The organism is Stagnimonas sp. FW305-C-60 (assembly GCF_058782965.1).
In genome coordinates this window covers 764,945-785,246 of sequence record NZ_JBYSYF010000001.1, presented here as the reverse complement: position 1 = coordinate 785,246, position 20,302 = coordinate 764,945, and the positions used below count along the sequence as shown (strand labels likewise).

Sequence of the window (20,302 nt, the reverse complement as noted above, 5' to 3'; positions counted from 1 at the left end):
GGCAAGTGCAAAGCGCAGACGTCGAATTGCCGGGCTACTACATCCGCCAGATTGCCGACCAGGTCGGCAGTCTCGGCGCCGATGTGCCGCGCTGGCTGGCGCAGAGCGGCCTGAGCGAAGCGCAGCTGGGCGAGGCGCTGGTGAGCTTGTCCTGGCCGGCCTTCCGGAAACTGGTGCTCAACGCCCAGGAGATCACCCACGAGCCGGCGCTGGGTCTGTTGGTGGGTGAGCGGCTGCGGGTGAACACCCACGGCATCCTCGGCTACGCGGCGATGAACAGCAGCACCATCCGCCAGGGCCTGGATCTGGTGGAGCGCTACATCCCGCTGCGCACCGCCCTGGTGGGCATGCAACACGAGCAGAAGGGACAGGAGCTGCGCGTGCAGTTCGTGGAAACCGTGCCGCTGGGCGAGGTGCAGCGGCTGGTACTGGAGGCGGTGATCCTGGCGGTGAAGAACGTGCTCGACTTCATCACCATGGGCTCCTGCCAGATCCGCTACGCCGCCTTCCCCTTTGAAGACGCCGGCGAGGCCGCGCTGGCCCGCGATCTGTTCAAGTGCGAGGTACGCTACCAGCAGACCTGGGCCGGCTTCGCACTGCCGCTGGAGGCCATCGACCAACCCCTGAAGATGGCCGACCCCGCGGCTTTTCAGGACGCCGCGAAAATCTGCCAGCGCGAGCTGGAGCAGCGCACCCAGCAGGAATCACTGGCCGCGCGGGTGCGGCGCACGATGCTGGAAAAGCAGAGTGGCTTTCCCTCACTGCAAGTCATCGCGCGGATGTTCAACCTGAGCCCGCGCACCCTGCACCGGCGCCTGCTCGATGAAGGCAGCTCGTACAAGCAGATCTTGGAAGAGGTGCGGCACATGCTCGCCGTCGAGCACCTGAAAGCCGGCCGGCTCACGCTGCAAGAGATCGCCTATGTGCTCGGCTATACCGACATGGCCAACTTCCGCCGCGCGTTCAAGCGCTGGGAAGGCGTCGCACCTTCGGCATATCGCCCGGCTTGAGTTGTTGGCGCGTGCCAAGCCGCAGCTTGCCTGCTGCGATCAGAACGCACGGCGACTTTTCGCTACGAGCCCGCAGTGCGTTCTGGTTTTTTCTACAGCCTCAACGCTCCGCATCAGCCGCGGATTTGCCGCAGCGAAGCGAAGGCAAATACGTCGGCTGGATGCGATGGTTAGAAGGCATCATTCGCAGGCCCCAGCATTTGTATGCCTCGCTCAAACATCTTGATGAGGTCGGGCTGCTGTTGCAGTTGCTTGGCCGCCTCTTCGTCAGCATGCACGATCTGATTGCGCAGCTTCCAGAGAACCTGAATCTCCCTCTGCGCGCCGGGGCCGAGCTGGCGCTCGATCTCTGAGATGAGATGTGGCAGCGCCTTGTAGTCCTTTCTGTCCAGGCCCATGCGCTTCGCTTTGTCGTGCACTGCCTGCTCGAAAGCAAGCCCGCCTTGAAGCAAGCCAGCGAGAACGCTCCCCCTATCAACGAGCTGCTTGGCTTGGGTAAATAGCTCACTTCCTTGCTGAGCCTCCGAAAGCGTCCTGCCCATTCCAGCCGCCTTTAACTCACCAACCGACTTGTTGATCTCTGCAATACCTGCGGATAACTCTGAAAAATTCTCAGAATCCGAAACCTGCTTTGACGTCCGAAGAAACTGGCCGAGCAGCCACATGCAGAAGAAGAACGAACCTGCGAATGGTGTAATCCACTCCGTAGGCGAAGCGTCGCCTCCTTTGGACGAGTAAACCCAACTCGCGTATGCGGCCGACACAACGAACGGAATACTCGCCTGCTTGAGCAGGCGAAAAAGCGACTTCAAGAAGATTGCGCGTCCGTTCATCAGCCTTCTAACGCTCAAGTTAAGCGGCGGGCGAAGCCCGTCCGCTTGAATGCCTGGTTAGCCAGCACTACGCCCACCGTATTGCTTAAGAACGGAAAGTGGCGCAAACGGTGCAGGCCAAACGACCACTCTGTAATGGTCGTTGCCATCAAGGCCATCGTCGCTAAGCTCACCAAGATTGCCGAAGTAAGCGCGCACTCGATACGTGCCAGGCTTCAATGCAATTAGATCAACTGAGCCGCCGGTGCACTCGTGAATTTCGAGCGAGCCCGAAGGAAGCTCAAGGCTTGCTTCTGCGATGTGGTCCCAATGCTCTGAGTCCAATGCAGGCTCTACTTCAAGCGCCTCGAACTCAACAGGGACGTCCATGTTTCTCTCTGGCTGAACAACTACGACATGGGGAGCGGCTTTGATTCTTCTCTCAACATCCAAGTCGCTGTAGTCAGTCGGAGCGTCGGGCGCTATTTGTTTGTCCCAAAGATAGAACTGGTTGTAGTCGGCGAAGATTGTGTAGGTGCTTTTCATGCTGGCTAACGCCCAGGTTCAGGGGCGGCCCAGACGCGCGTAGCGCGGCTGGGACGTCCCCTGGAACCTTGTTAGGCCACGAATCACGACCCCGTGGCCGAAGACGACGAGCCGCAAGGAATCTGCGGGCCAGCGCCCGGGAGTACGGCAATGCTTGCGAGAAAGTCTTTCTCTGCGCCAAAGGGTAAGTAGCCGAGTGACCCCTCGGTGGCGCCAACTATGGCAACCCCTGTTAGCCCAAGCGGGGCGCCATCCGTGGTGTTGCGGATATTCCAGAAGAGCCGTGGCTCCTTCTGGACCCCTGGCTTGGGCAACCAGAGGCCACCTGCGCCTCCGGCGAAGGTGAACTGCTCACGGTTCCGGATCTCGAACGGAGTAACCTCGCCGGTCTGAAGATATTTGTCTCCTCGCTGGTCATTCAAGATTAGGACGCAGTCACCCGTGCCTGAAAAGTAAAACCCGTCGCGATCCTCGCGAATCAATGAATAGGACCCGGCTCTTAGCCCTTCGACGTGCTTTTTCTGTGCGATACCTCGATGTTCAATTCGTACATGGTCCTTCTGGAGGACGAAGTGCTTCTGCTCCGTAGGGACCTGTAGGTCATCCAGTGTTGTGCAACCAGACGCTGCGCAAATGGATAGCAGAACGAACGCTGATACCCGCTTCATCTTTAACTCCCCAAGAAAGAACAAAGGTAGCAGAGTGGCCTAACGCTCAAGTTAAGCGGCGGGCGTAGCCCGTCCGCTTGAATGCCGTGTTAGCTGTGCGCTGCTGGATGCTCACGGGCAATGCCATAGCGCGATTGAAGTTTGAGGGCACCAATAAGCTCGCCCAGAGCTTTATGCGACGCCTGAATTGAAGGTGTTGCTTCAAGGAACTCTCCGAAGCCGCCCATGCCGGCAAAGGGAACAGAGCCACGCACACGGACCGCTTCTTCAATGTTCCGCGCCTCCAAGCTGGAGACGAGCTGCCTGAAATAGCTTGCATAGGGCTGACCAGGCATGTGTTTGACTGCCTCATATAGCTCAGTAGCTCGCGCCAAGGCGGCGGAAAGAGTGCGCTCCTCGAAGACTGTGCTCATAAACAGCTAACGCCAAAACTCAGCCGACGCGGAGCCGCAGCGAAGCGGAGGCGTAGCGGTCGGCTGGAGTGCCTGGTTATGCCCCACTACCGCTCCCCTTTGCACCGTAGAAGGCTTTGGAGGCCTCGCCCAAGGTGAAGCTATAAAACAGCCAGAAAAAGAGCGCTGAGCCGAGGAGCGACGGAACCAACGTTGCTATGGGTGCGTTTGGAACTTTGAAAATGATGAGCAGCATGGAGCCCAACAAAAAAGCGGGGAAAAGGAAAAGCAGTGCCGCGCAGTAAAAGTAGGACCACCGCGCTTTGGACGAGAGCGCAAGTAAGGCCACCGCATGCGGAGCAAACAATGCGAATTGCCCGATGTAGCCGCCCTGACCTGACTGAAATGCGCGATAGCCAGTGAATGCGAAAGCAATGCACAAGATGAAGAAATAGAACATTGCTACAAGATGTGACGCGGGCCTACCCATAAACATAAGTTCGCTCCGAAATGCTTAAGGCATAACGCTCAAGTTAAGCGGCGGGCGAAGCCCGTCCGCTTGAATGCCTGGTTAGGGCTGCCAAACCGGCTCAAGTAACCGCCTGACTCTTTCATACGAATTGTCTAAGTTTGACAAGATGTTGGTGGCCAGCTCTGGAGTAACTAGGAACTCTCTACCGTTGCTACTGACCGGCCGACCTTCGGCAACAAGAACCAGTTGCGCCTGGAACTCTTCTTCTTTGGCCTGCACTTTCTCTCTGCTGATTTCTCCAAGACTGATCATTTCAGCAAAAGCTTTGCGAGCTAGTTCATAGGACGGGTCAACTATTACTTTGTGGCTAGCCGCTGTATCTCTAATGCTCAGCCACATTGCGCGTTGTCTGCCAAGATCAGCTGCGGTTGATCGGGCCATTGCTGCACGAAAAGCAGCGAGATCGCTTTGGCTTGAAGCCGACGGCATTTGCGACCAAAAGCGTTCGTGCATCTCTTTTGTCAGTGTGCCGTTTACACGATGGGCTGCACGAAATATTTCAACCTGTTCTTGGCTGGGCTTCCACGGTTGCGTATCAGCTCGCGCGGTCAGGCTGACGAAAGCAAAGAACACAATGAATAGTCGGATCATTTTTGCAGACCTAACGCTCAGGTTAAGGCGCGCGGCGAAGCCGCGTCGCCTTCAACCGCTGGTTGGGCGCAAAACACCCGCCATGACCACCACACGAGGATGGCCGCTGCGAAAAGAAACCCGCCGCTAAATATTTTGGCCCCGACCGATGCACCCTCCACCTCCGATGCATGATGAGCCAGCGGCCAGAGGAGCGAGTGCAAAAGGACCAGGCTGACCAGACCCACAAAGGCTCCAATGAGTCTTAGATGTACGCGGCGAGTGCTGCGCCAGGAGAGGCCCGTTAGGACGAGATGCCACACAACGACGATGCAGCTGAGCACCTGAAACTGAATGTGATGCTGTGCGTCGTCGGCCTCAAACTCTGACCAAGCCCGAATCATGTACTGAGCATCGTCGATGACAATGGTTAGAAGAACTAGTGCAAAGGCGACACCGACACTCTTCATGGCGCCCAACGCTCAAGTTAAGCGGCGGGCGAAGCCCGTCCGCTTGAATGCTTGGTTGGGTGGTGCCGCACAAAGCCATGCCGTTTTCATTTGATCCAATCTCGGCACTGATGGCGGCCTGCGTTTGCGGCGCGCGGGAACTTGACGCCATCGAATCCGGCTCGTACGCCGCAGAACGCGCGACATTGGTTGTCACTGTCCTCAAGCTCGACCTCAGCATCTGACACGTGGATGCGTAGCACACAGTCCTGAGCGTGATCGTCTCCAACTCTCTCGCGGTATTCGTAGATGCTGGGTTTCATCTTCATGTTCATGGCTATGCCCTGCATTTCGCACGTATGGCCGTTTGCACCATATACGTAGAAATGAAAGGCCAATTGATTCTCCCAAACCGAACGAAGCTCTAGGCAATCTTCTGTTTCTATCGGATCGTTTTGTTGAGTCTCAGGGTTGAAGATGATGTTCTGGTGTGTGTGGGGGTAAACACCGGTTAGGTCGGTCTTCTTGGAAGCCCAAGCCACGGACACCACGAGGCAGAGGCCGAAAGCCACTGATGCACGAATCGTCGCGGCGATCGTCGTTGCTGTCATGTCTTCAAAGCCGCCCAACGCCCTAGCTCAGGCGCGGCTCCGCCGAAGGCGGAGACGTCGCACTGGAGCGCGTGGTTAGGCTGCTTTGCGAGATGACTCATTTTGGCCCCCAAATGGGCCATAGCGCGAGAATGCCCAAGAGGTAATAGAGAACGAAGATCATGGCGCGCACCGCACCCTCACTGTCTCCGGCCTTCGCTCGCTGAGATGAAGAGCTGAACCCTGCGATATAGACGACTGGGTAAGCCATGACCGCTACGGTGTAAGCCTGCTGAAACAGTGACGCGCCGTATGCCGTAAGCGCAAAGATACCGCCGATAAGAAGGACCGGCGACGCAAGTAGCGGCAAGCCGCAGAGCAGGCGAAGCGTGACGAGCGAACCACTGCTTGAGGGAGCTTCTTTCATAGCCTAACGCCCAAGCTCACGCGCGGCGAAGCCGTCGCGTGGAGCGCTTTGTTGGGCAACACTCATGAGTACCCCACACCAGCATGTAGTTCACCAAACTCAAAGCCCTTGAGTTTTGCTGCCAACACGGCAGCCCGGAAAGACTCCGATGCAAGAAGCCCGGGGCGAAGGGGACTCTCGCTCAAAACGAACAGCGACTCCGACTGTGGAACGGTGCCCCGAAAATACATCTGCCCACTGATGTGGACGTACGGAGGTTTCAGGCTTGTGCCTGTAACCGTTTTAGTGCGCTCTAGATCAAGCATCTGAGCGACTGTCCGTTGTGGGTTGAACAGAAAGTACGTGCCAACCTCACTCTGAACCGGAAGGAGCTCGCCAGAGTCGGTTAAAGCCGCCCCAAGCTCGCAGCAGGCGCGTTCACTGAATGCCTTCCAAGACGTGTTAACTGGAATGATGTCCGCATTTGGCCGGGTGGCCGGTGATTTCTTGACCCTTAGATACCCTCGGCGCAACTCTGCTTCAAATGTGCCCCAACTCGGTTTTAGATGTGTCCTTTGCAATGACATTTGTGCCGAATCCAGCAACTGGTCCATTGGGCCATCAACTTCTGATTGCAGCCAAAAGGTATGGCAGCAACTAAGCCGATACATGATTGGCGCGCTAGGAGATTTGGACTCAGCCATTTTGTGTTGCCCAACGCCCCACTTCAGCCGCGGCCCTGACGACGCGAAGCGGCGGCAGGGACGTCGGCTGGAAGTGATTGTTGGGTTTCAGTCATAGGACTGCGCGCCTTCTTTCAAAAGGTCCATTCCCGAACGCATGAACCACTTCGATGTGCCCCATCCACCCAAATTGCAGGTAAAGGCGCTAGCTTTGTACCCATTGTCAATCAGCCATTGTGCAAAGTCTTTGCCTCGCTGGGTGAGAACAACCTGATGGTTGAGTCGCTGCGCGATTATGTCTGCCTCCATCAACTTCTCGCACAGCTCATCAACCGAAAAACGGCCGCTGCCAATGTGGCGGTTGGGAAAGTCTATGCCGTACCAGTGCCTCCCTAACCTGAGAGCCATGCCAGTTTCTCGAACAAGGTACTTGTCGGACAGTGCCAGTTGAATGATGAAGTTGTCTGCCACAACGCCGAGTAGATCGGCAATTATTCGAAATTGAGTTTGCTGATCTACAAGGCCGACTTGGCCAATTTTTGTTCGGAGTCCGAGTTCAATGGCTTTCTTCTCAATCTGAGTGGACGCTGCCCCAAGGGTTGCTTCCAGATTTCCGTCGGAGTGTGGATGAAAAGTTGCCGGCGTAACCCCCGCCAAGTCTGTTGGAAGCTTAATGTTGGACGTGCGGTCATACACGATAAAGCTACGCTCCCTCCCCAGCGCGCCAATGCATAGGCCCAGTTCGAGCAATACGTTATCTCGTGGCGCGGGCTTTTCTTCATCGCGCGACGTTATAAGGTCGTCGGGTGTCACAACTAGCGCTGCGAAGTCCATTTGATCGAGCTTTTTTGTTAGCTCTTCCAACGTGCCGCCGCTTAGACCAAATACGCCTTGCGACCAGATCGTTACTTGAAGCGCGTGATCCAGATTAACTTGGATTGCCTTCGCATACGGTAAGCCCTCGACCGAGGAGCCGATGAAAAGAGATGGTCTCTCCGATGCTTTCATTTTGAAACCCAACGCCTAAGTTAAGCGGCGGGCGTAGCCCGTCCGCTTGAATGCCCTGTTGGGCCTAGTAGCTAAATGATGCGACAACATTGCCTACCTTTTCCGCCATTTGCTCGGTGTCCTTACCCCACATTGGCAGGTCAATTACGAGCCGGCCATTTCGCTGTGGATGAGTCAAGTTAGGGCTTGCCGCAACACGTGCAAGAAATGCTTCTGCCGCGCTCTCAGTTGGGCACACCGCAGCTGACACTGGAAGCGGAAAGCCTTGGATTTGCAGAGCTGCTGCCGACGAAACCTGTGAATGGCGATAGCCATGACGGACGGCGTAGGGCGTAACTGGAATGCCGCCTTTCGTGAAGTGCGCTGCGAGGGCAACGACCTCCGGCCCGAGCGCATCAACCGGCCGAAAGAAGCTTCTGTAAACCCACTCGGCGCCGAAAGCGGCAACTGCGAACAACACAATGAAGGCCGCGATTTTCATTTGGCCCAACGCCCAAACTCAGCCGACGCGGAGCCGCAGCGAAGCGGAGGCGTAGCGGTCGGCTGGAGTGCCTGGTTAGGCGTCGTTAACTGCATATTGAATCAGCCTCTCACAAAGCTGTAATGGAGTTGGTGACCGCTGCAGCGTTGACTGCCAGCCTTGAGAAAACTCTTTTGCAATGCTGACTTCGAGGAAATAGCAAAAGCCTTGAGCCTCAAGCCCGGCAGGAACTAGCTGCTCGTCCGGATCGGGCTCTGCAGCCACCGCGTCGGAGTTTGGCGCCCAAGGCTGCTTTACGTAGAGGGTATGAGTGCTGTCGAGCCGCACTAGATCGGTTGTCAGTTCGAGCAAAGTCATCTTTGACGCCTAACGCTCAAGTTAAGCGGCGGGCGTAGCCCGTCCGCTTGAATGCCTGGTTAGGAGTTACCACAACTTCCACCACGGCTTTTGGGGCTGCGAACGTTGTTGAATAGCTTTTATCGCGCGCTGCTCATCTCGCACCGCACCGGGTAGCCACTGCTCTAGGTCACCAGAGGTCCAGACTTTCTCGTTTTCTGGATCGTAGATTGCAAAACGATGCCGCTCGAAGGTGCGTCCGATTGTTACTAGCATCTGTTGTGACCAATTCGGATCGGCGCTGAACTCAACACCAGTCATCGCGTGGCTGGGCCAAAAGACGATTTCTGGAAGATCGCACTTGTCGCACCCGAGCGAGCCGCCAAGATGCTCTCCTTCGTCAGATGGCGTAAAGACGTATTGGGGATAGAGCTTAATGAGATCGTTAATAACGGCTCGTCTCTCTGCATCAAAGTGCGGTATCGGCTTTTCTTCTTCGGCCATACGCACTTCTTCTGCTACTGCAACAGTTGGTGCAGCGCGCTCGTAGGCAATGAAGAAGAGATCGAAACTCACCTGTAACTCCTAACGCTCAAGTTAAGCGGCGGGCGTAGCCCGTCCGCTTGAATGAATAGTTAGCCATGCGTACTTTGAAACTCGACTTTGGCAAGCTCAACTAAATGACTCGGCCCTTCAACAGTAAGCCCCATATAGGTTTCTGCTTCGACCTCAAGGCTGCCTGCCGAACTAGTAGCTGACCACTGCGAGACCTCTTGCGAGCCAGCGATGCCATAGCTGGCATTTTTGACCTCGAAGCCACAGCGCCCCAAGGCAGCCATAAGGCGCTGCCGCACTGCTAGATCATGTTCTGGAGCGACTAGCCAGCGCGTCTTTTCCATAGGGCTAACGCATGGAGTTAAGCCGCGCCGAGCGCAGCGAGGGCATCGCCGCAACGCGGCGACGTCGGCTTGAACGACTGGTTGGATTTTTGTCCGCGATGCACTTTCCGTTCTCGCTCCCTTGTCCCCAATTCGGCAAAAACTCAGCCCCTCAATGATCGCTCCTTGCAAAGCGTCAGCAGGCGTTGTCCGTTTAACTTGTTAAGCGGCGGCACCTGCTGACGCTTTGCAATTAGCACACATTGCGGTCATTCATACAGCTCAAAAAATGGAGCAACATCTTCAGCTTTGCACCAAGAATTGCTGACTGCTGCCGCCTAAAAAATCCAACGCTCAAGTTAAGCGGCGCGGCGAAGCCGCGTCCGCTTGAATGCCTAGTTGGGCAGTGTTAGCGGCCTTTAAGTGCCGATGTTTCCTAAACTTAAAGCCGCACTCAGCCAGAAAAATGATGACAGTGAGCCAGCCGCCGAAGATAAGCAGATAACCCATTTGTTGGTGGTAAACGAGAGCAGACCAAGCGCCCTTGAAGACGGCGGAGTGATACCACATGCCGAGGAGGTAAAGGCACACAAACGCTAGAGCGATTGCGAGTAGACCCTTGAGCACATGAACTAGCTCAGCTTTCATTTGCGCTTTGATGCCCAACGCCAATTAGATGGAACACGGATCGCCGTCTAATCTGGCGGCGCGTCCGTATAATCTGGAATGGGAAATTTCAACATGCTGAATCCACAGAAGATTCGCAGTTGGGGAGGGATGAAACATGGAACAGAGGGTGGACACGGCCAAGGCTCCCAAGTTGTTGGATCAGGTTCGGCTCCGCATGCGGGCCAAGCACTACAGCCTCCGCACCGAACAGTCTTATTTGCACTGGATTAAACGCTTCATTCTTTTTCACGGCAAGCGGCATCCACGTGACATGGGCGCGCCGGAAGTCGAGGCCTTTCTGACCGCGCTGGCGGTCGAATCAAAGGTCGCTGCGGCAACCCAGAACCTGGCTTTGGCCGCAGTGCTGTTTTTGTACCGGGAGATTCTCGGAGTCGATCTACCCTGGCTCGACGGCGTGACCCGAGCCAAGAAGCCAGAGCGCCTGCCGGTCGTGCTGGGCATGTCGGAGGTGCAATGCCTGCTGCAGAACCTGGGCGATGATCGGCCCTCGGCGCTGTTAGTTCGCCTTCTGTACGGGACGGGTCTGCGCTTGATGGAGGGTTTGCGCCTTCGCGTGCAGGACTTCGATCTGGAGCGCAAGCAACTTACAGTGCGGCATGGCAAGGGCGGCAAGGATCGTGTCACGGTCCTGCCTCAATCGCTGCTGCTGCCGCTGCGACAGCATCTGGATGAACGCAGGCAGTTGTTCGACCGGGACGTCCTGTCTGGGGTGGGCAGCGTTTACCTGCCGGGCGCGCTGGCTCGCAAGTATCCGAATGCGGCCCGGGAATGGATTTGGCAGTACGTCTTCGTGGCGGCCGGCTTATCGGCCGATCCAGAGAGCGGCGAGATTCGCCGCCATCATCTCGATGAGTCGGTGATTCAGAAACTGGTTCGTCGCGCTGCCCAGAAGGCCGGCATCACCCGGCCGGTTTCGCCGCACGTACTCCGTCATTCGTTTGCTACCCATCTGCTGGAGTCGGGCTACGACATCCGCACAGTGCAGGAGCTGCTCGGGCATAGCGACATCAGCACCACCATGATCTACACCCATGTGCTGAATCGCGGCGGGCGCGGCGTGATCAGTCCGCTGGACCGTGTGTAGCGGCAGGGTCGTCGGGGCTCGGGCCAACAACTTCTCGTCTTCTAGGGCTCCATCGCCTGCGCCGGCAGGCACCAGGGTGCGAAGTGTTCTGGCGCCAGCACGGCGCCGAGCGAGGCGGCACCCAGGCTGACCAGCAGCACGGCGGTGAGGCGCCGCAGCGTCGGCGCTTGCAGCAGACCTTGCAGGGCCTGGCCGCCACCGGCGAGCAACGGCACGGTGCCAACGCCGAAAGCGGCCATCAGCAGGGCGCCACTCAGGGCGCCACCGCCGGCGGTGGCGAGAAACAACAGGCCGTAAAGCAGCGCGCAGGGCATCAGCGACCACACCAGGCCGCGCGCCAGCAGGCGCAGCGGACTGGGTGCGGCGCCCGAGAGGCCGCGCAGCAGATGATGGCCGTGGCAGTCCACCACCGGCCGGCGCAAGTAGGAAACCCCGATCAGCACCAGCACGGCGCCGGCCAGGGCTTGTAGCCAGCCGCTGAATTCGCGCGCCGGCAGCCAGAGCATCAACTGCGCGCCGACAAAGCCGGCGGCGGCACCCATCAGCGCATAGCCGAGTACGCGCCCCAGATGCAGCCAGGCCAGCGGGCTCAAGCCGGCCGGGGCGCCCCGCAGTTGCAGGGTCTGCACCGGGCCGCACATTAGGGCGCAATGCGGGCTCATGGCCAAGCCCGCCAGCAGCATCGCCGGGATGCTCAGCTCATGCACCGGCAGCGGCATCATCGCCGGGTCTCAGGCCCGGCCACGACCGGGTTTGCGGTCGCTGGCGCAGTCCTGACAGGTGGTGGCCTCGGGCAGCGCGGCCAGACGCAGCGCGGCAATCTCGGCGCCACAGACCTCGCAAATGCCATAGAGGCCGGCCTCCAGATGCTCGAGCGCGTGGCTCACCTGCCGAAGCTCGGCGCTGGTGCTCTCCGCCAGGCGGTCGAGCACCTCGTCGTTTTCGCGCTCGGTGGCCTGCTCGCTGAAGTCGGCGGACAGCGGCTGCTCCTGGCGCTGGCGGTCGCGCTGGATGCGCACCAGACGCTCGGCCAGCTCCGCGCGCCTGCCGCGCAACACTTCGCGCGCCTTGGGCAGGTGCTTGGCGGCCGCCTGGTTGGTCTTGGCTGCCGTCGCCGGGCTGGTGGTCATCGCGATCTCCTTCATTTGGGCTTGGGAGGATGCTCGGCGAGCTGGCGCAAGGCTGCGTTGACGCAGATCAATCTGGGGCGGAGACAATGGCCGGCCCCCACGGTGGGGGACCGCCCCCATCCGTCAGAGCCGTGCTCTGACTCCCCCGCCTGCGGGGGAAGGGGTCAGGCAGTTGGGGTTAAGGCTCGTCGTCGGGCATGCGGCTGCCGACCTGGTCCAGCGAGTCGTACTGGCCGCTGTAGAGCGCCCAGACCAAGAGTGCGCCGGCGAAGGCGACCACACCGACGCCGAGCGGGATCAGCAGGTAGAGGATTTGCATGATGCGATACCGGTCGCGGGGACGGCCGCCTGGTTGGTGGGCGGGGAGCGCCCAGGGAGCTTGTTTGGCTTAGGCGGCGCGATGCGCAGGGCGTTGGCCACCACCAGCAGGGAGGAAATCGACATGCCCAGCGCCGCCAGCCAGGGCGTGAGCGCGCCAGAGAACGCCAGCGGCAGCATCACCAGGTTGTAGCCCAAGGCCCAGCCCAGGTTCTCGCGCACCCGCCGCGCCGCCTGGCTTGCGACCTGCCGCAGCAGCAGCAGGCCGGCCAAGCTGTCGCCGGTGAGGATCACGTCGGCGCGCGCCTGCGCCAGGGCGGCACCGCCGGGCATGGCCACACCGATGTCGGCGGCGGCCAGCAGCGGCGCGTCGTTGATGCCATCGCCCACCGCCATCACCACCGCGCCTTGCTGTTGCAGCGCGCGCAGGCTGGCGAGCTTCTGCTCCGGCGTCTGCCGCCATTGCGCCTGGTCTATGCCCAACTCCTGTGCGAGCTGGCGTACCGCCGCCTCGCTGTCGCCGCTGGCCAGTTGCAGGCTCACGCCCTCCTGCCGCAGCGCGGCGAGGGCGGCGGCGGCTTCCGGCCGCGGCTGCGCGGCCAGGCCGAACAAGGCCAGCGCCTCGCCTTCGCGCGCCAGCACCACCCAGGTATTCGCCTCGTTGCCGAGCAGAGGCAGGCGCTCGCGATCCAGGCCCAGGCGCTCGGGCGCGCCGAGCCAGTAGTGCTGGCCGGCCACCTTGCCGAGCACGCCGCCTTGCGGGTCCAGCTCCACCTCGGTGGCGGGCGCCACCCGGCCGCCGGCCGCCACCAGGGCGCGGGCTATCGGGTGCTTCAGCTGCTGCTCCAGCGCGGCGGCAATCGCCAGCACCTCGGCGTCGCCAAGCTCGGCCAAGGTGCGCACCGCCTCCAGGCGCAGGCTGGCATTGGTGAGGGTGCCGGTCTTGTCGAACAGCGCGTGACTCAAGTGTGGCAGCCGCGCCAGTGCGGAAGGATGCGCCAGCAGCACGCCGGCGGCGGCCAAGCGGCTGCTGGCGGCGGCGTACACCGCCGGCATCGCCAGCGACAGCGCGCAGGGGCAGCTCACCACCAGCACCGCCAGCAACACATTGAGCGCCTGCTCGGGGTCGCGCGGCCACCACCAGGCGGTGGCGGCCAGGGCCAACAGCAGCACCGCCAGCACGAAGCGGCCGGCGATGCGGTCGGCCAGCAGCTGCGCCGGCGGCTTGTCGCGCTGCGCCTCCTGCAGCAGGCGGGTGATCGCCGCCAGCCGCGTGGCGCTGCCGGCGCTGCTCACCTTGAGGTCGATCGCGCGGGCGCCGACATTGAGGCTGCCGGCGAGCAGGCGCTCGTCGCGCAGATGGCGCACCGGATGCGACTCGCCGCTGAGCAGGGCTTCGTCGAGATCGGCGGCGGCGTCGAGCAGCTGGCCGTCGGCGGGCAGCGCCTCGCCGGGGGCGACGCGCACCACGTCGCCCGGTTGCAGGGCGATCAGCGGCACGCTCTGCGGCACACCGTCTTCGAGGCGCACGGCGGTGAGCGCGCGGCGGCCAGCGAGCAGGCGCAGACGCTCGCCGGCCAGGGCGCGGCTGCGGCCTTCGAGATAGCGGCCGGTGCCGAGCAGCATCACGAACATGGTGGCGGCGTCGAAGTAGAGCGCGCCCTCGCCGGCCATCACCCGCCAGGCGCTGGCGAAGTAGGCGATGAGGATGGACGCGGCCACCGGCACGTCCATGCCCAGGCTGCGGTCGCGCAGCGAGCGCCAGGCGGCGGCCAGAAAGGGCCAGCCGCTGTAGAACACCGCCGGGGTCGCCAGCAGCCACTGCGTCCAGCGCAGCAGCTGGGAGACGCCGGGGTCGATCACGTCGAAGTATTCCGGCCAGGCCAGCATCATCACCTGCATGGCGCAGATCACCGCGATGCCCACCCGCGCCAGCGCCGCGCGGCGCTCGCGCTGGCCGGCCTGCACGGCCTGGTCCTGCGCCAGCACCTGCGGCTGGTAGCCGGCGCGGTCCAGGCGCTCAATGGCCTCCGACAGCGGCGCGGTCTGCGGGGCGAACACGAACTCGACGGTGCGGCTGGCGAGATTCACCCGCACATCGCTGGCGACGCCGGCGAGGGCGCGCTCGACACCGCGCACGCAGGCGCCGCAGTGCACGCCATCCACCGCCAGCAGCACCTCGCGACGGCCACCGGAGAGCGGGTTGCTGACCGCCTCCAGCAGCTCCGGCCGGTCGTAGGTCTGCCAGCCCTGGCTCATCAATGCCCCTTGGGCGCGACGCTGGTCTCGGCGATGGGCGTGAAGCCCTGCTGCGAGGCGGTGAGGATGGTCAGCACGCCGGCCACCAGCACCGCCGCCGGCAGGCCGAAGATCAGCAGCAGCTCCACCAGCGGCAGGCGCGGTTTCTGGCGCGGCGGCGCGGCGTTACGGGACGGTTCAGTCATGACCTTCTCCGGCAATGAAGCTGGCGGTGCGCTCGCGCTTGAGCGCGGGATCGTCCTCGGCCACCAGGGTGAAGCTCAGGCTGTGGATGCCGTGCAGGCGCTTGCGGTGCTCGTCGCCATGCTCGTCTTCTTCGTCATCGGGCGCCAGGCTGCGCACGCTCACGGTCAGCGCCTGCGCCTCGCCACGGCCGACCAGCAGGCTATCCGGCGTGGCGACAAACTGGCGGCCGTCGGCGGAGCGCACTTCCAGCTTGAAGCGGTGCGGCGCGGCGGTCTCGTTGCTGACTTTCAGGGTGTAGAGGTTCTCCACCGCGCCATCGTCCAGCTCGCGGTACAGCGAGTGGCGGTCGCGGATCACGTCGAACTGCACCGGCGTGCGCAGCAGGATCGCCACCACGAAGCCGACGCAGAGCCCGGCCCAGATCAGGCCATAGCCGATCACCCTGGGCCGCAGCAGGCGGAACTTCTGACCCGCCTCCTCATGCGCGCTGGTATAGCGGATCAGGCCATGCGGCTTGTGCACCGAGTCCATCACGCTGTTGCAGGCATCCACGCAGGCGGCGCAGGCGATGCACTCGTACTGCAGGCCCTTGCGGATGTCGATGCCGGTGGGGCAGACCTGCACGCACATCGAGCAGTCGATGCAGTCGCCGGCCGGCACGCCAGCCAGCTTGGCAGCGGTCTTGCGCGGCTCGCCACGCTTCTGGTCGTAGGAGATGACCAGGGTGTCCTTGTCGAACATCGCGCTCTGGAAGCGGGCGTAGGGGCACATGTACTTGCACACCTGCTCGCGCATCACGCCGGCATTGCCCCAGGTGGCAAAGCCGTAGAACAGGGTCCAGAACAGCGGCCAGCCGGCCAGCTGCAAGCTGAAGAACTCGGGGAACAGCTCGCGCGCCGGCACGAAGTAGGCAACGAAAGTGAGGCCGGTGAACAAGGCGAAGCTGGCCCAGAGCAGGTGCTTGGCGCCCCGGCGCAGAATCTTTTCGGGGCCCCAGGGCGCGCGGTCGAGCTTGATGCGCGCGTAGCGGTCGCCCTCGGCCAGGTGCTCCATCCAGATGAAGGCTTCGGTCCACACCGTCTGCGGGCAGGCGTAACCGCACCACAGCCGCCCGCCCAGGGTGGTGAAGAAGAACAGCGTCAGCGCCGCGATCAGCAGCAGCCAGGTGAGAAAGATGAGGTCCTGCGGTGCCAGCGTCAGCGTGAAGACGTGGAAGCGCCGGTGCGGCAGGTCCAGCCAGACCAGGGGCGTGTCGCCGATCTGGATCCAGGGCGCGATGTAATAGAAGCCGAGCAGCAAGAGCATCGCCAGCACCCGCAGCCGGGCATAGCGGCCCTGGGCGCGGCGCGACTGGATCTTTGCCGAGGATTCGTAGAGCAGCGCCGGCTTTTCGGTTGCCGGCGGCTTAGTGGACGCGGTCATTCGGTGCCTCCGGGGGCAGCGGCACCGCCGGCGAGCCGGCATGGGTGAGCAAGGCCGCGATGGCGGCCGGTGCGGCCGCCGCCAGCCAGCACATGAAGAAGCCGAACGACAGCTCGGCGACGCCGAGCTGGGCCGCGTACTCCTCTGGCAGCAGCAGCAGCCAGGTCAACAGCATGGGGATGGCTCCGAGAAAACTCGCCCAGAGGGTGATCGCCACCAGCCGGACTCCCGGCCGGGAACCCAGACCCTTGGCTGCGGAATGCCGCAGCAGGGTCTCGGCCGGGACGTCTTCGCTGGTGGGATCGTCGCTCATGGGCGGCTGGGCTCAAGGGGTCTGCGAGAGGCTGTAGACGTAGCCGGAGACTACGCGGATGTCGTCGGGGCTGAGGATATCCTTGTGCGCGGGCATATTGCTCTTGCGCCCGAACAGGATGGTCTCCCGAATCTTCTCGCGACTACCCCCGTGCAACCAGATGTTGTCGGTGAGGTTGGGCGCACCGATGAAGGGATTGCCCTTGCCGTCCGGCCCATGGCAGGCCGCGCAGGTGATGCTGAAGGTCTTCATCGCGTTCTCACGCCGCTGGGCGTTGAAGTTGGGATCGGACCAGTGCTTCACCGTGTCGACCAGATCGTCGGTGACCTTGGGGTCGAGCGTGGCGTTGAAGAACGGCATCTGCCCCTGGCGGCCATTGGTGATGGTGGTGAGGATGGCCTCCGGCGTGCCGCCGTAGATCCAGTCCTTGTCCGTCAGGTTGGGGAAGCCGAGCGCGCCGCGGGCATCGGCGCCGTGGCAACCGGCGCAGTTGCCGAGAAACACCTCGCGACCCAAGGACAGCACCGCGCTGTCTTTCGACAGGCTGGCAATATCGCGTTCACCCAAGGTGGCGTACACCGCCTGACGCTTGGCCTTGACCACGGCCAGACGCTCGGCGAGCTGCTTTTCCTGGGTCCAGCCGCTGCTGCCGGCGAAGTTGCCCAGGCCCGGGTAGTAGACCAGGTAACCGACGCCGAACACGATGGTGAGGATGAACATGTTCAGCCACCAGCGCGGCAGCGGATTGTTGTACTCGCGTAAATCGTCGTCCCAGACGTGACCGGTGGTGCTTTCGCCTGGTGTGCCGCGGGCATTGCTGAACAAGAGCCAGAGGCAGCCGATGATGGAGCCGACGGCGATGGCGGCGATGAACCAGTGCCAGGAGGCATTCATGACCGGCGCCCTCCCTGCTTGCGAACCACCGCCAGGCGGCGGCCGGCCAGCGGCGGCCGGTGCGGATGGCCACTCAGCGCGAGCCAGCTCACGCCAAAGGCCAGGGACAACAGCAGGGCACCGATGAACCAGTGCCAGTAGGTCAGAACCATGTCCATTTCAGTTCTCCTTGGAGCAACCGCAGCCGCCGTGCTGGCAGGCTGCCGATGCGGGGTCGTCGCTCAGGGGCAGACGGGAGGCGTCCTCGAAGCGCGTACGGTTACGCGCGGAGTAGGCCCAGACGGTGATGCCGACGAAGGACGCCAGCAGTAGGGCGGTGACGATGCCGCTAATCATGGGTTTCTCTCCTAAGAGTTACTGGGCCGGCGCGGCCGCATCGGTAGTGGCCGGTGCGGGTTCGCTGGTGGCGGCCGCATCGGCCGGGGCGGCGGCTTCCGGAGCCGGAGCCGGAGCGGCGACCGGGGCTTCCGGCTTGGGCGCCCTGAGGGACTGCAGGAAGGCGATCAGCGCATCCATCTGGCTGTGGCCCTCCACCGCGGCCGGGGCCGCGGCGATCTCCTGCTCGGTGAACGGCACGCCGACCCGCGACAGCGCGCGCATCTCGGCGACCACGTCGTCGGCCTTGAGCGGCGTTGCCGCCAGCCAGGGATAGCCGGGCATGTTGGATTCCGGCACCACGTCGCGCGGATTGCGCAGGTGGATGGCATGCCAGTCGTCGCTGAAGCGGCCGCCGACGCGGGCGAGGTCGGGGCCGGTACGCTTGGAGCCCCACTGGAAGGGGTGATCCCACACCGACTCGCCGGCGGTGGAGGCGGGGCCGTAACGCATCACCTCCTCGTGCAGCGAGCGCACCATCTGCGAATGGCAGTTGTAGCAGCCCTCGCGGAGGTAGATGTCGCGGCCGGCGACTTCCAGCGGCGTGCGCACTTTCATGCCCGGCGTCGGTTGGGTGGTGCTGCTCTGATGCATCAGCGGCAGGATCTCGACCAGGCCACCAAAGCTGATCGCGACCGCGATCAGGATGCCCATCAGGCCGATGTTGCGTTCAATCTTGTCGTGCAGTGGGCCGCTCATGACTTAGGCCTCCTGGAGGGAGCTAGTGGAAGGATTGCTGTCGCGCCGCAGGCCGGGCTCGGGCTGCACCGTCTTCCAGACGTTCCAGGCCATCACGAACATGCCGGACAGGAAGATCAGGCCACCGGCCAGACGCAGGCCGTAGAACGGCTTGGTGGCTTTCAGCGCCTCGATGAAGCTGTAGGTGAGCGTGCCGTCGTCCGACACCGCGCGCCACATCAGGCCCTGCATGACACCGGCGATCCACATGGCGGTGATGTAGAGCACGGTGCCGATGGTGGACAGCCAGAAGTGCAGGTTGATCGCCGGCACCGAGTACATCTGCGGCTTGCCGAACAGGCGCGGGATCAGCATGTAGATCGAGCCGATCGAGATCATCGCCACCCAGCCCAGAGCGCCGGAGTGAACGTGGCCGATGGTCCAGTCGGTGTAGTGGCTGAGCGCGTTGACAGTCTTGATCGACATCATCGGACCTTCGAAGGTCGACATGCCGTAGAAGCTTAAGGACACGATCAGGAACTTCAGGATCGGATCGTCGCGCAGCTTATGCCAGGCACCCGAGAGGGTCATGATGCCGTTGATCATGCCGCCCCAGGACGGCGCCAGCAGGATCAGCGAAAACACCATGCCGAGGCTCTGCACCCAGTCCGGCAGCGCGGTGTAGTGCAGATGGTGCGGGCCGGCCCACATGTAGACGCTGATCAGCGCCCAGAAGTGCACGATGGAAAGCCGGTAGGAGAAGATCGGCCGGCCGGTCTGCTTGGGCACGAAGTAGTACATCATTCCCAGGAAGCCGGCGGTGAGGAAAAAGCCCACCGCGTTGTGGCCGTACCACCACTGCACCATCGCATCCACTGCGCCCGAGTAGGCGCTGTAGGACTTGGTGGCCGACATCGGGATCGCCGCGCTGTTGACGATGTGCAGCACCGCTACCGCGATGATGAAGGCACCGAAGAACCAGTTGGCGACATAGATGTGGCTGACCGTGCGCTTGGCGATGGTGCCGAAGAACACCACCGCGTAGGCGACCCAGACCACGGCGATCAGCAGATCAATGGGCCATTCCAGCTCGGCGTACTCCTTGCCCTGGGTCATGCCCAACGGCAGGGTGATGGCGGCGGCGAGGATGACCAGCTGCCAGCCCCAGAAGGTGAAGGCAGCCAACTTGGGCAGGAACAAGCCGGTGCGGCAGGTGCGCTGCACCACCCAGTAGCTGGTGGCAAACAGGGCACAGCCGCCAAACGCGAAGATCACCGCATTGGTATGCAGTGGCCGCAAACGGCTATAGGTGAGCCAGGGGGTGTCGAAATTGAGGGCCGGCCATATCAATTGCGCGGCCAGGAGGACGCCGACGGTCATGCCGACGATCCCCCAGATTACGGTCATGATGCTGAACTGGCGAATCACACTGTCGTGGTAATTCACGACCGACGCTGTCGTTGGGGAACTCATCGGTTTCTTCTCCGAAAAAATGCGGGCCTACTCGGTACGTCGCGGCATTGTTGTAATGCGGCGGCAAGGTGACATTGACTTGAGTCAATTGCGCCCCGATATATCCACCCGAACAATCG

Annotated in this window: 29 protein-coding genes; 2 read left to right on the top strand and 27 right to left on the bottom strand. The window is 61.9% G+C overall.

Translation table 11 applies throughout. From position 1 onward, the window contains the following. Positions 1-5: 5 nt before the first annotated feature. Positions 6-1,010 carry an AraC family transcriptional regulator gene (locus AC3WT6_RS03565; RefSeq protein ID WP_492652185.1) on the top strand — a complete coding sequence of 335 codons (1,005 nt, stop codon included), beginning with the start codon at positions 6-8 and terminating at the stop codon, positions 1,008-1,010. A gap of 170 nt (positions 1,011-1,180) precedes the next feature. Here the strand turns inward: AC3WT6_RS03565 and AC3WT6_RS03560 are convergent, their stop codons facing one another. The 15 genes from AC3WT6_RS03560 to AC3WT6_RS03490 form a co-directional block, all read right to left on the bottom strand. After that, the gene (locus tag AC3WT6_RS03560) at positions 1,181-1,843 is read right to left on the bottom strand and encodes a hypothetical protein (RefSeq protein WP_492652184.1); all 663 of its coding nucleotides are present in this window, start codon (positions 1,841-1,843) and stop codon (positions 1,181-1,183) included. A gap of 57 nt (positions 1,844-1,900) precedes the next feature. Next, a complete protein-coding gene (locus AC3WT6_RS03555) occupies positions 1,901-2,368 on the bottom strand; it encodes a hypothetical protein (protein WP_492652183.1) in 468 nt (155 codons plus the stop codon). 757 nt (positions 2,369-3,125) lie between these two features. Next, on the bottom strand, positions 3,126-3,449 hold the full coding sequence (locus AC3WT6_RS03550) for a hypothetical protein (protein ID WP_492652182.1): 324 nt from the start codon (positions 3,447-3,449) through the stop codon (positions 3,126-3,128). A 76-nt stretch (positions 3,450-3,525) separates the two neighbouring features. Next, positions 3,526-3,888: a hypothetical protein gene (locus tag AC3WT6_RS03545; RefSeq protein WP_492652181.1), complete on the bottom strand. Its 363-nt coding sequence runs from the start codon at positions 3,886-3,888 to the stop codon at positions 3,526-3,528. 111 nt (positions 3,889-3,999) lie between these two features. After that, positions 4,000-4,551 carry a hypothetical protein gene (locus AC3WT6_RS03540; RefSeq protein ID WP_492652180.1) on the bottom strand — a complete coding sequence of 184 codons (552 nt, stop codon included), beginning with the start codon at positions 4,549-4,551 and terminating at the stop codon, positions 4,000-4,002. Between the two features lie 17 nt (positions 4,552-4,568). Beyond that, complete coding sequence (locus AC3WT6_RS03535; protein ID WP_492652179.1) at positions 4,569-5,000, bottom strand: hypothetical protein; 432 nt, start codon at positions 4,998-5,000, stop codon at positions 4,569-4,571. A gap of 86 nt (positions 5,001-5,086) precedes the next feature. After that, positions 5,087-5,608: a hypothetical protein gene (locus tag AC3WT6_RS03530; protein ID WP_492652178.1), complete on the bottom strand. Its 522-nt coding sequence runs from the start codon at positions 5,606-5,608 to the stop codon at positions 5,087-5,089. Between the two features lie 79 nt (positions 5,609-5,687). Then, positions 5,688-5,996 carry a hypothetical protein gene (locus AC3WT6_RS03525; RefSeq protein ID WP_492652177.1) on the bottom strand — a complete coding sequence of 103 codons (309 nt, stop codon included), beginning with the start codon at positions 5,994-5,996 and terminating at the stop codon, positions 5,688-5,690. A 62-nt stretch (positions 5,997-6,058) separates the two neighbouring features. Further along, the gene (locus AC3WT6_RS03520) at positions 6,059-6,589 is read right to left on the bottom strand and encodes a hypothetical protein (RefSeq protein ID WP_492652176.1); all 531 of its coding nucleotides are present in this window, start codon (positions 6,587-6,589) and stop codon (positions 6,059-6,061) included. 177 nt (positions 6,590-6,766) lie between these two features. Next, the gene (locus AC3WT6_RS03515; RefSeq protein ID WP_492652175.1) at positions 6,767-7,666 is read right to left on the bottom strand and encodes a TIR domain-containing protein; all 900 of its coding nucleotides are present in this window, start codon (positions 7,664-7,666) and stop codon (positions 6,767-6,769) included. Positions 7,667-7,730: 64 nt separating this feature from the next. After that, positions 7,731-8,147: a hypothetical protein gene (locus AC3WT6_RS03510; protein WP_492652174.1), complete on the bottom strand. Its 417-nt coding sequence runs from the start codon at positions 8,145-8,147 to the stop codon at positions 7,731-7,733. 75 nt (positions 8,148-8,222) lie between these two features. Then, positions 8,223-8,504: a hypothetical protein gene (locus AC3WT6_RS03505; protein ID WP_492652173.1), complete on the bottom strand. Its 282-nt coding sequence runs from the start codon at positions 8,502-8,504 to the stop codon at positions 8,223-8,225. A gap of 66 nt (positions 8,505-8,570) precedes the next feature. Further along, positions 8,571-9,059 carry a hypothetical protein gene (locus AC3WT6_RS03500; RefSeq protein WP_492652172.1) on the bottom strand — a complete coding sequence of 163 codons (489 nt, stop codon included), beginning with the start codon at positions 9,057-9,059 and terminating at the stop codon, positions 8,571-8,573. Positions 9,060-9,118: 59 nt separating this feature from the next. Continuing rightward, positions 9,119-9,382, bottom strand: coding sequence for a hypothetical protein (locus tag AC3WT6_RS03495; RefSeq protein ID WP_492652171.1), 264 nt, complete (start codon positions 9,380-9,382; stop codon positions 9,119-9,121). Between the two features lie 333 nt (positions 9,383-9,715). Next, positions 9,716-10,027, bottom strand: a complete 312-nt coding sequence (locus tag AC3WT6_RS03490) for a hypothetical protein (protein ID WP_492652170.1) — start codon at positions 10,025-10,027, stop codon at positions 9,716-9,718. Positions 10,028-10,145: 118 nt separating this feature from the next. On the opposite strand from AC3WT6_RS03490, the gene AC3WT6_RS03485 reads away from it, so the two are divergent. Beyond that, positions 10,146-11,135: an integron integrase gene (locus tag AC3WT6_RS03485; protein ID WP_492652169.1), complete on the top strand. Its 990-nt coding sequence runs from the start codon at positions 10,146-10,148 to the stop codon at positions 11,133-11,135. Between the two features lie 41 nt (positions 11,136-11,176). Here the strand turns inward: AC3WT6_RS03485 and AC3WT6_RS03480 are convergent, their stop codons facing one another. The 12 genes from AC3WT6_RS03480 to ccoN form a co-directional block, all read right to left on the bottom strand. Then, a complete protein-coding gene (locus tag AC3WT6_RS03480; RefSeq protein ID WP_492652168.1) occupies positions 11,177-11,857 on the bottom strand; it encodes a sulfite exporter TauE/SafE family protein in 681 nt (226 codons plus the stop codon). 9 nt (positions 11,858-11,866) lie between these two features. Next, positions 11,867-12,265: a TraR/DksA family transcriptional regulator gene (locus AC3WT6_RS03475; protein ID WP_492652167.1), complete on the bottom strand. Its 399-nt coding sequence runs from the start codon at positions 12,263-12,265 to the stop codon at positions 11,867-11,869. Positions 12,266-12,443: 178 nt separating this feature from the next. Further along, entirely contained in the window at positions 12,444-12,584 is a 141-nt protein-coding gene (locus AC3WT6_RS03470) for a cbb3-type cytochrome oxidase assembly protein (protein WP_492652166.1), read from the bottom strand. Next, positions 12,563-14,842, bottom strand: coding sequence for a heavy metal translocating P-type ATPase (locus tag AC3WT6_RS03465; RefSeq protein ID WP_492652165.1), 2,280 nt, complete (start codon positions 14,840-14,842; stop codon positions 12,563-12,565). The genes AC3WT6_RS03470 and AC3WT6_RS03465 overlap by 22 nt, the downstream gene beginning before the upstream one ends. Continuing rightward, positions 14,842-15,027, bottom strand: a complete 186-nt coding sequence (locus AC3WT6_RS03460; RefSeq protein ID WP_492652164.1) for a hypothetical protein — start codon at positions 15,025-15,027, stop codon at positions 14,842-14,844. Before AC3WT6_RS03460 ends, AC3WT6_RS03465 begins: the two co-directional genes overlap by 1 nt. Beyond that, positions 15,020-16,450 (bottom strand): cytochrome c oxidase accessory protein CcoG, encoded by a 1,431-nt coding sequence (ccoG, locus tag AC3WT6_RS03455; protein WP_492652163.1) that lies wholly within the window; start codon positions 16,448-16,450, stop codon positions 15,020-15,022. The genes AC3WT6_RS03460 and ccoG overlap by 8 nt, the downstream gene beginning before the upstream one ends. Beyond that, positions 16,434-16,763, bottom strand: a complete 330-nt coding sequence (locus AC3WT6_RS03450; protein WP_492652162.1) for a hypothetical protein — start codon at positions 16,761-16,763, stop codon at positions 16,434-16,436. The genes ccoG and AC3WT6_RS03450 overlap by 17 nt, the downstream gene beginning before the upstream one ends. 12 nt (positions 16,764-16,775) lie before the next feature. Next, positions 16,776-17,657, bottom strand: coding sequence for a cytochrome-c oxidase, cbb3-type subunit III (gene ccoP / locus AC3WT6_RS03445; RefSeq protein ID WP_492652161.1), 882 nt, complete (start codon positions 17,655-17,657; stop codon positions 16,776-16,778). Beyond that, positions 17,654-17,815 carry a hypothetical protein gene (locus AC3WT6_RS03440; protein ID WP_492652160.1) on the bottom strand — a complete coding sequence of 54 codons (162 nt, stop codon included), beginning with the start codon at positions 17,813-17,815 and terminating at the stop codon, positions 17,654-17,656. The genes ccoP and AC3WT6_RS03440 overlap by 4 nt, the downstream gene beginning before the upstream one ends. Position 17,816: 1 nt before the next feature. After that, the gene (locus AC3WT6_RS03435; protein WP_492652159.1) at positions 17,817-17,993 is read right to left on the bottom strand and encodes a cbb3-type cytochrome oxidase subunit 3; all 177 of its coding nucleotides are present in this window, start codon (positions 17,991-17,993) and stop codon (positions 17,817-17,819) included. Positions 17,994-18,011: 18 nt separating this feature from the next. Then, complete coding sequence (ccoO, locus tag AC3WT6_RS03430; RefSeq protein ID WP_492652158.1) at positions 18,012-18,731, bottom strand: cytochrome-c oxidase, cbb3-type subunit II; 720 nt, start codon at positions 18,729-18,731, stop codon at positions 18,012-18,014. A gap of 3 nt (positions 18,732-18,734) precedes the next feature. Next, positions 18,735-20,183 (bottom strand): cytochrome-c oxidase, cbb3-type subunit I, encoded by a 1,449-nt coding sequence (ccoN, locus tag AC3WT6_RS03425; protein ID WP_492652157.1) that lies wholly within the window; start codon positions 20,181-20,183, stop codon positions 18,735-18,737. Between the last annotated feature and the right edge of the window lie 119 nt (positions 20,184-20,302).

Excerpts from the sequence above, each read along its gene's own strand:
- AC3WT6_RS03475 (WP_492652167.1), bottom strand. The coding sequence starts at position 12,265 with ATGACCACCAGCCCGGCGACGGCAGCCAAGACCAACCAGGCGGCCGCC.
- AC3WT6_RS03540 (WP_492652180.1), bottom strand. The coding sequence starts at position 4,551 with ATGATCCGACTATTCATTGTGTTCTTTGCTTTCGTCAGCCTGACCGCG.
- AC3WT6_RS03435 (WP_492652159.1), bottom strand. The coding sequence starts at position 17,993 with ATGATTAGCGGCATCGTCACCGCCCTACTGCTGGCGTCCTTCGTCGGC.
- AC3WT6_RS03485 (WP_492652169.1), top strand. The coding sequence starts at position 10,146 with ATGGAACAGAGGGTGGACACGGCCAAGGCTCCCAAGTTGTTGGATCAG.
- AC3WT6_RS03505 (WP_492652173.1), bottom strand. The coding sequence starts at position 8,504 with ATGACTTTGCTCGAACTGACAACCGATCTAGTGCGGCTCGACAGCACT.
- ccoG (WP_492652163.1), bottom strand. The coding sequence starts at position 16,450 with ATGACCGCGTCCACTAAGCCGCCGGCAACCGAAAAGCCGGCGCTGCTC.
- AC3WT6_RS03560 (WP_492652184.1), bottom strand. The coding sequence starts at position 1,843 with ATGAACGGACGCGCAATCTTCTTGAAGTCGCTTTTTCGCCTGCTCAAG.
- AC3WT6_RS03555 (WP_492652183.1), bottom strand. The coding sequence starts at position 2,368 with ATGAAAAGCACCTACACAATCTTCGCCGACTACAACCAGTTCTATCTT.
- AC3WT6_RS03520 (WP_492652176.1), bottom strand. The coding sequence starts at position 6,589 with ATGGACCAGTTGCTGGATTCGGCACAAATGTCATTGCAAAGGACACAT.
- ccoN (WP_492652157.1), bottom strand. The coding sequence starts at position 20,183 with ATGAGTTCCCCAACGACAGCGTCGGTCGTGAATTACCACGACAGTGTG.
- AC3WT6_RS03515 (WP_492652175.1), bottom strand. The coding sequence starts at position 7,666 with ATGAAAGCATCGGAGAGACCATCTCTTTTCATCGGCTCCTCGGTCGAG.
- AC3WT6_RS03495 (WP_492652171.1), bottom strand. The coding sequence starts at position 9,382 with ATGGAAAAGACGCGCTGGCTAGTCGCTCCAGAACATGATCTAGCAGTG.
- AC3WT6_RS03525 (WP_492652177.1), bottom strand. The coding sequence starts at position 5,996 with ATGAAAGAAGCTCCCTCAAGCAGTGGTTCGCTCGTCACGCTTCGCCTG.
- AC3WT6_RS03545 (WP_492652181.1), bottom strand. The coding sequence starts at position 3,888 with ATGTTCTATTTCTTCATCTTGTGCATTGCTTTCGCATTCACTGGCTAT.
- AC3WT6_RS03535 (WP_492652179.1), bottom strand. The coding sequence starts at position 5,000 with ATGAAGAGTGTCGGTGTCGCCTTTGCACTAGTTCTTCTAACCATTGTC.
- AC3WT6_RS03550 (WP_492652182.1), bottom strand. The coding sequence starts at position 3,449 with ATGAGCACAGTCTTCGAGGAGCGCACTCTTTCCGCCGCCTTGGCGCGA.
- AC3WT6_RS03465 (WP_492652165.1), bottom strand. The coding sequence starts at position 14,842 with ATGAGCCAGGGCTGGCAGACCTACGACCGGCCGGAGCTGCTGGAGGCG.
- AC3WT6_RS03440 (WP_492652160.1), bottom strand. The coding sequence starts at position 17,815 with ATGGACATGGTTCTGACCTACTGGCACTGGTTCATCGGTGCCCTGCTG.
- AC3WT6_RS03450 (WP_492652162.1), bottom strand. The coding sequence starts at position 16,763 with ATGAGCGACGATCCCACCAGCGAAGACGTCCCGGCCGAGACCCTGCTG.
- ccoO (WP_492652158.1), bottom strand. The coding sequence starts at position 18,731 with ATGAGCGGCCCACTGCACGACAAGATTGAACGCAACATCGGCCTGATG.
- AC3WT6_RS03510 (WP_492652174.1), bottom strand. The coding sequence starts at position 8,147 with ATGAAAATCGCGGCCTTCATTGTGTTGTTCGCAGTTGCCGCTTTCGGC.
- AC3WT6_RS03470 (WP_492652166.1), bottom strand. The coding sequence starts at position 12,584 with ATGCAAATCCTCTACCTGCTGATCCCGCTCGGCGTCGGTGTGGTCGCC.
- AC3WT6_RS03460 (WP_492652164.1), bottom strand. The coding sequence starts at position 15,027 with ATGACTGAACCGTCCCGTAACGCCGCGCCGCCGCGCCAGAAACCGCGC.
- ccoP (WP_492652161.1), bottom strand. The coding sequence starts at position 17,657 with ATGAATGCCTCCTGGCACTGGTTCATCGCCGCCATCGCCGTCGGCTCC.
- AC3WT6_RS03480 (WP_492652168.1), bottom strand. The coding sequence starts at position 11,857 with ATGATGCCGCTGCCGGTGCATGAGCTGAGCATCCCGGCGATGCTGCTG.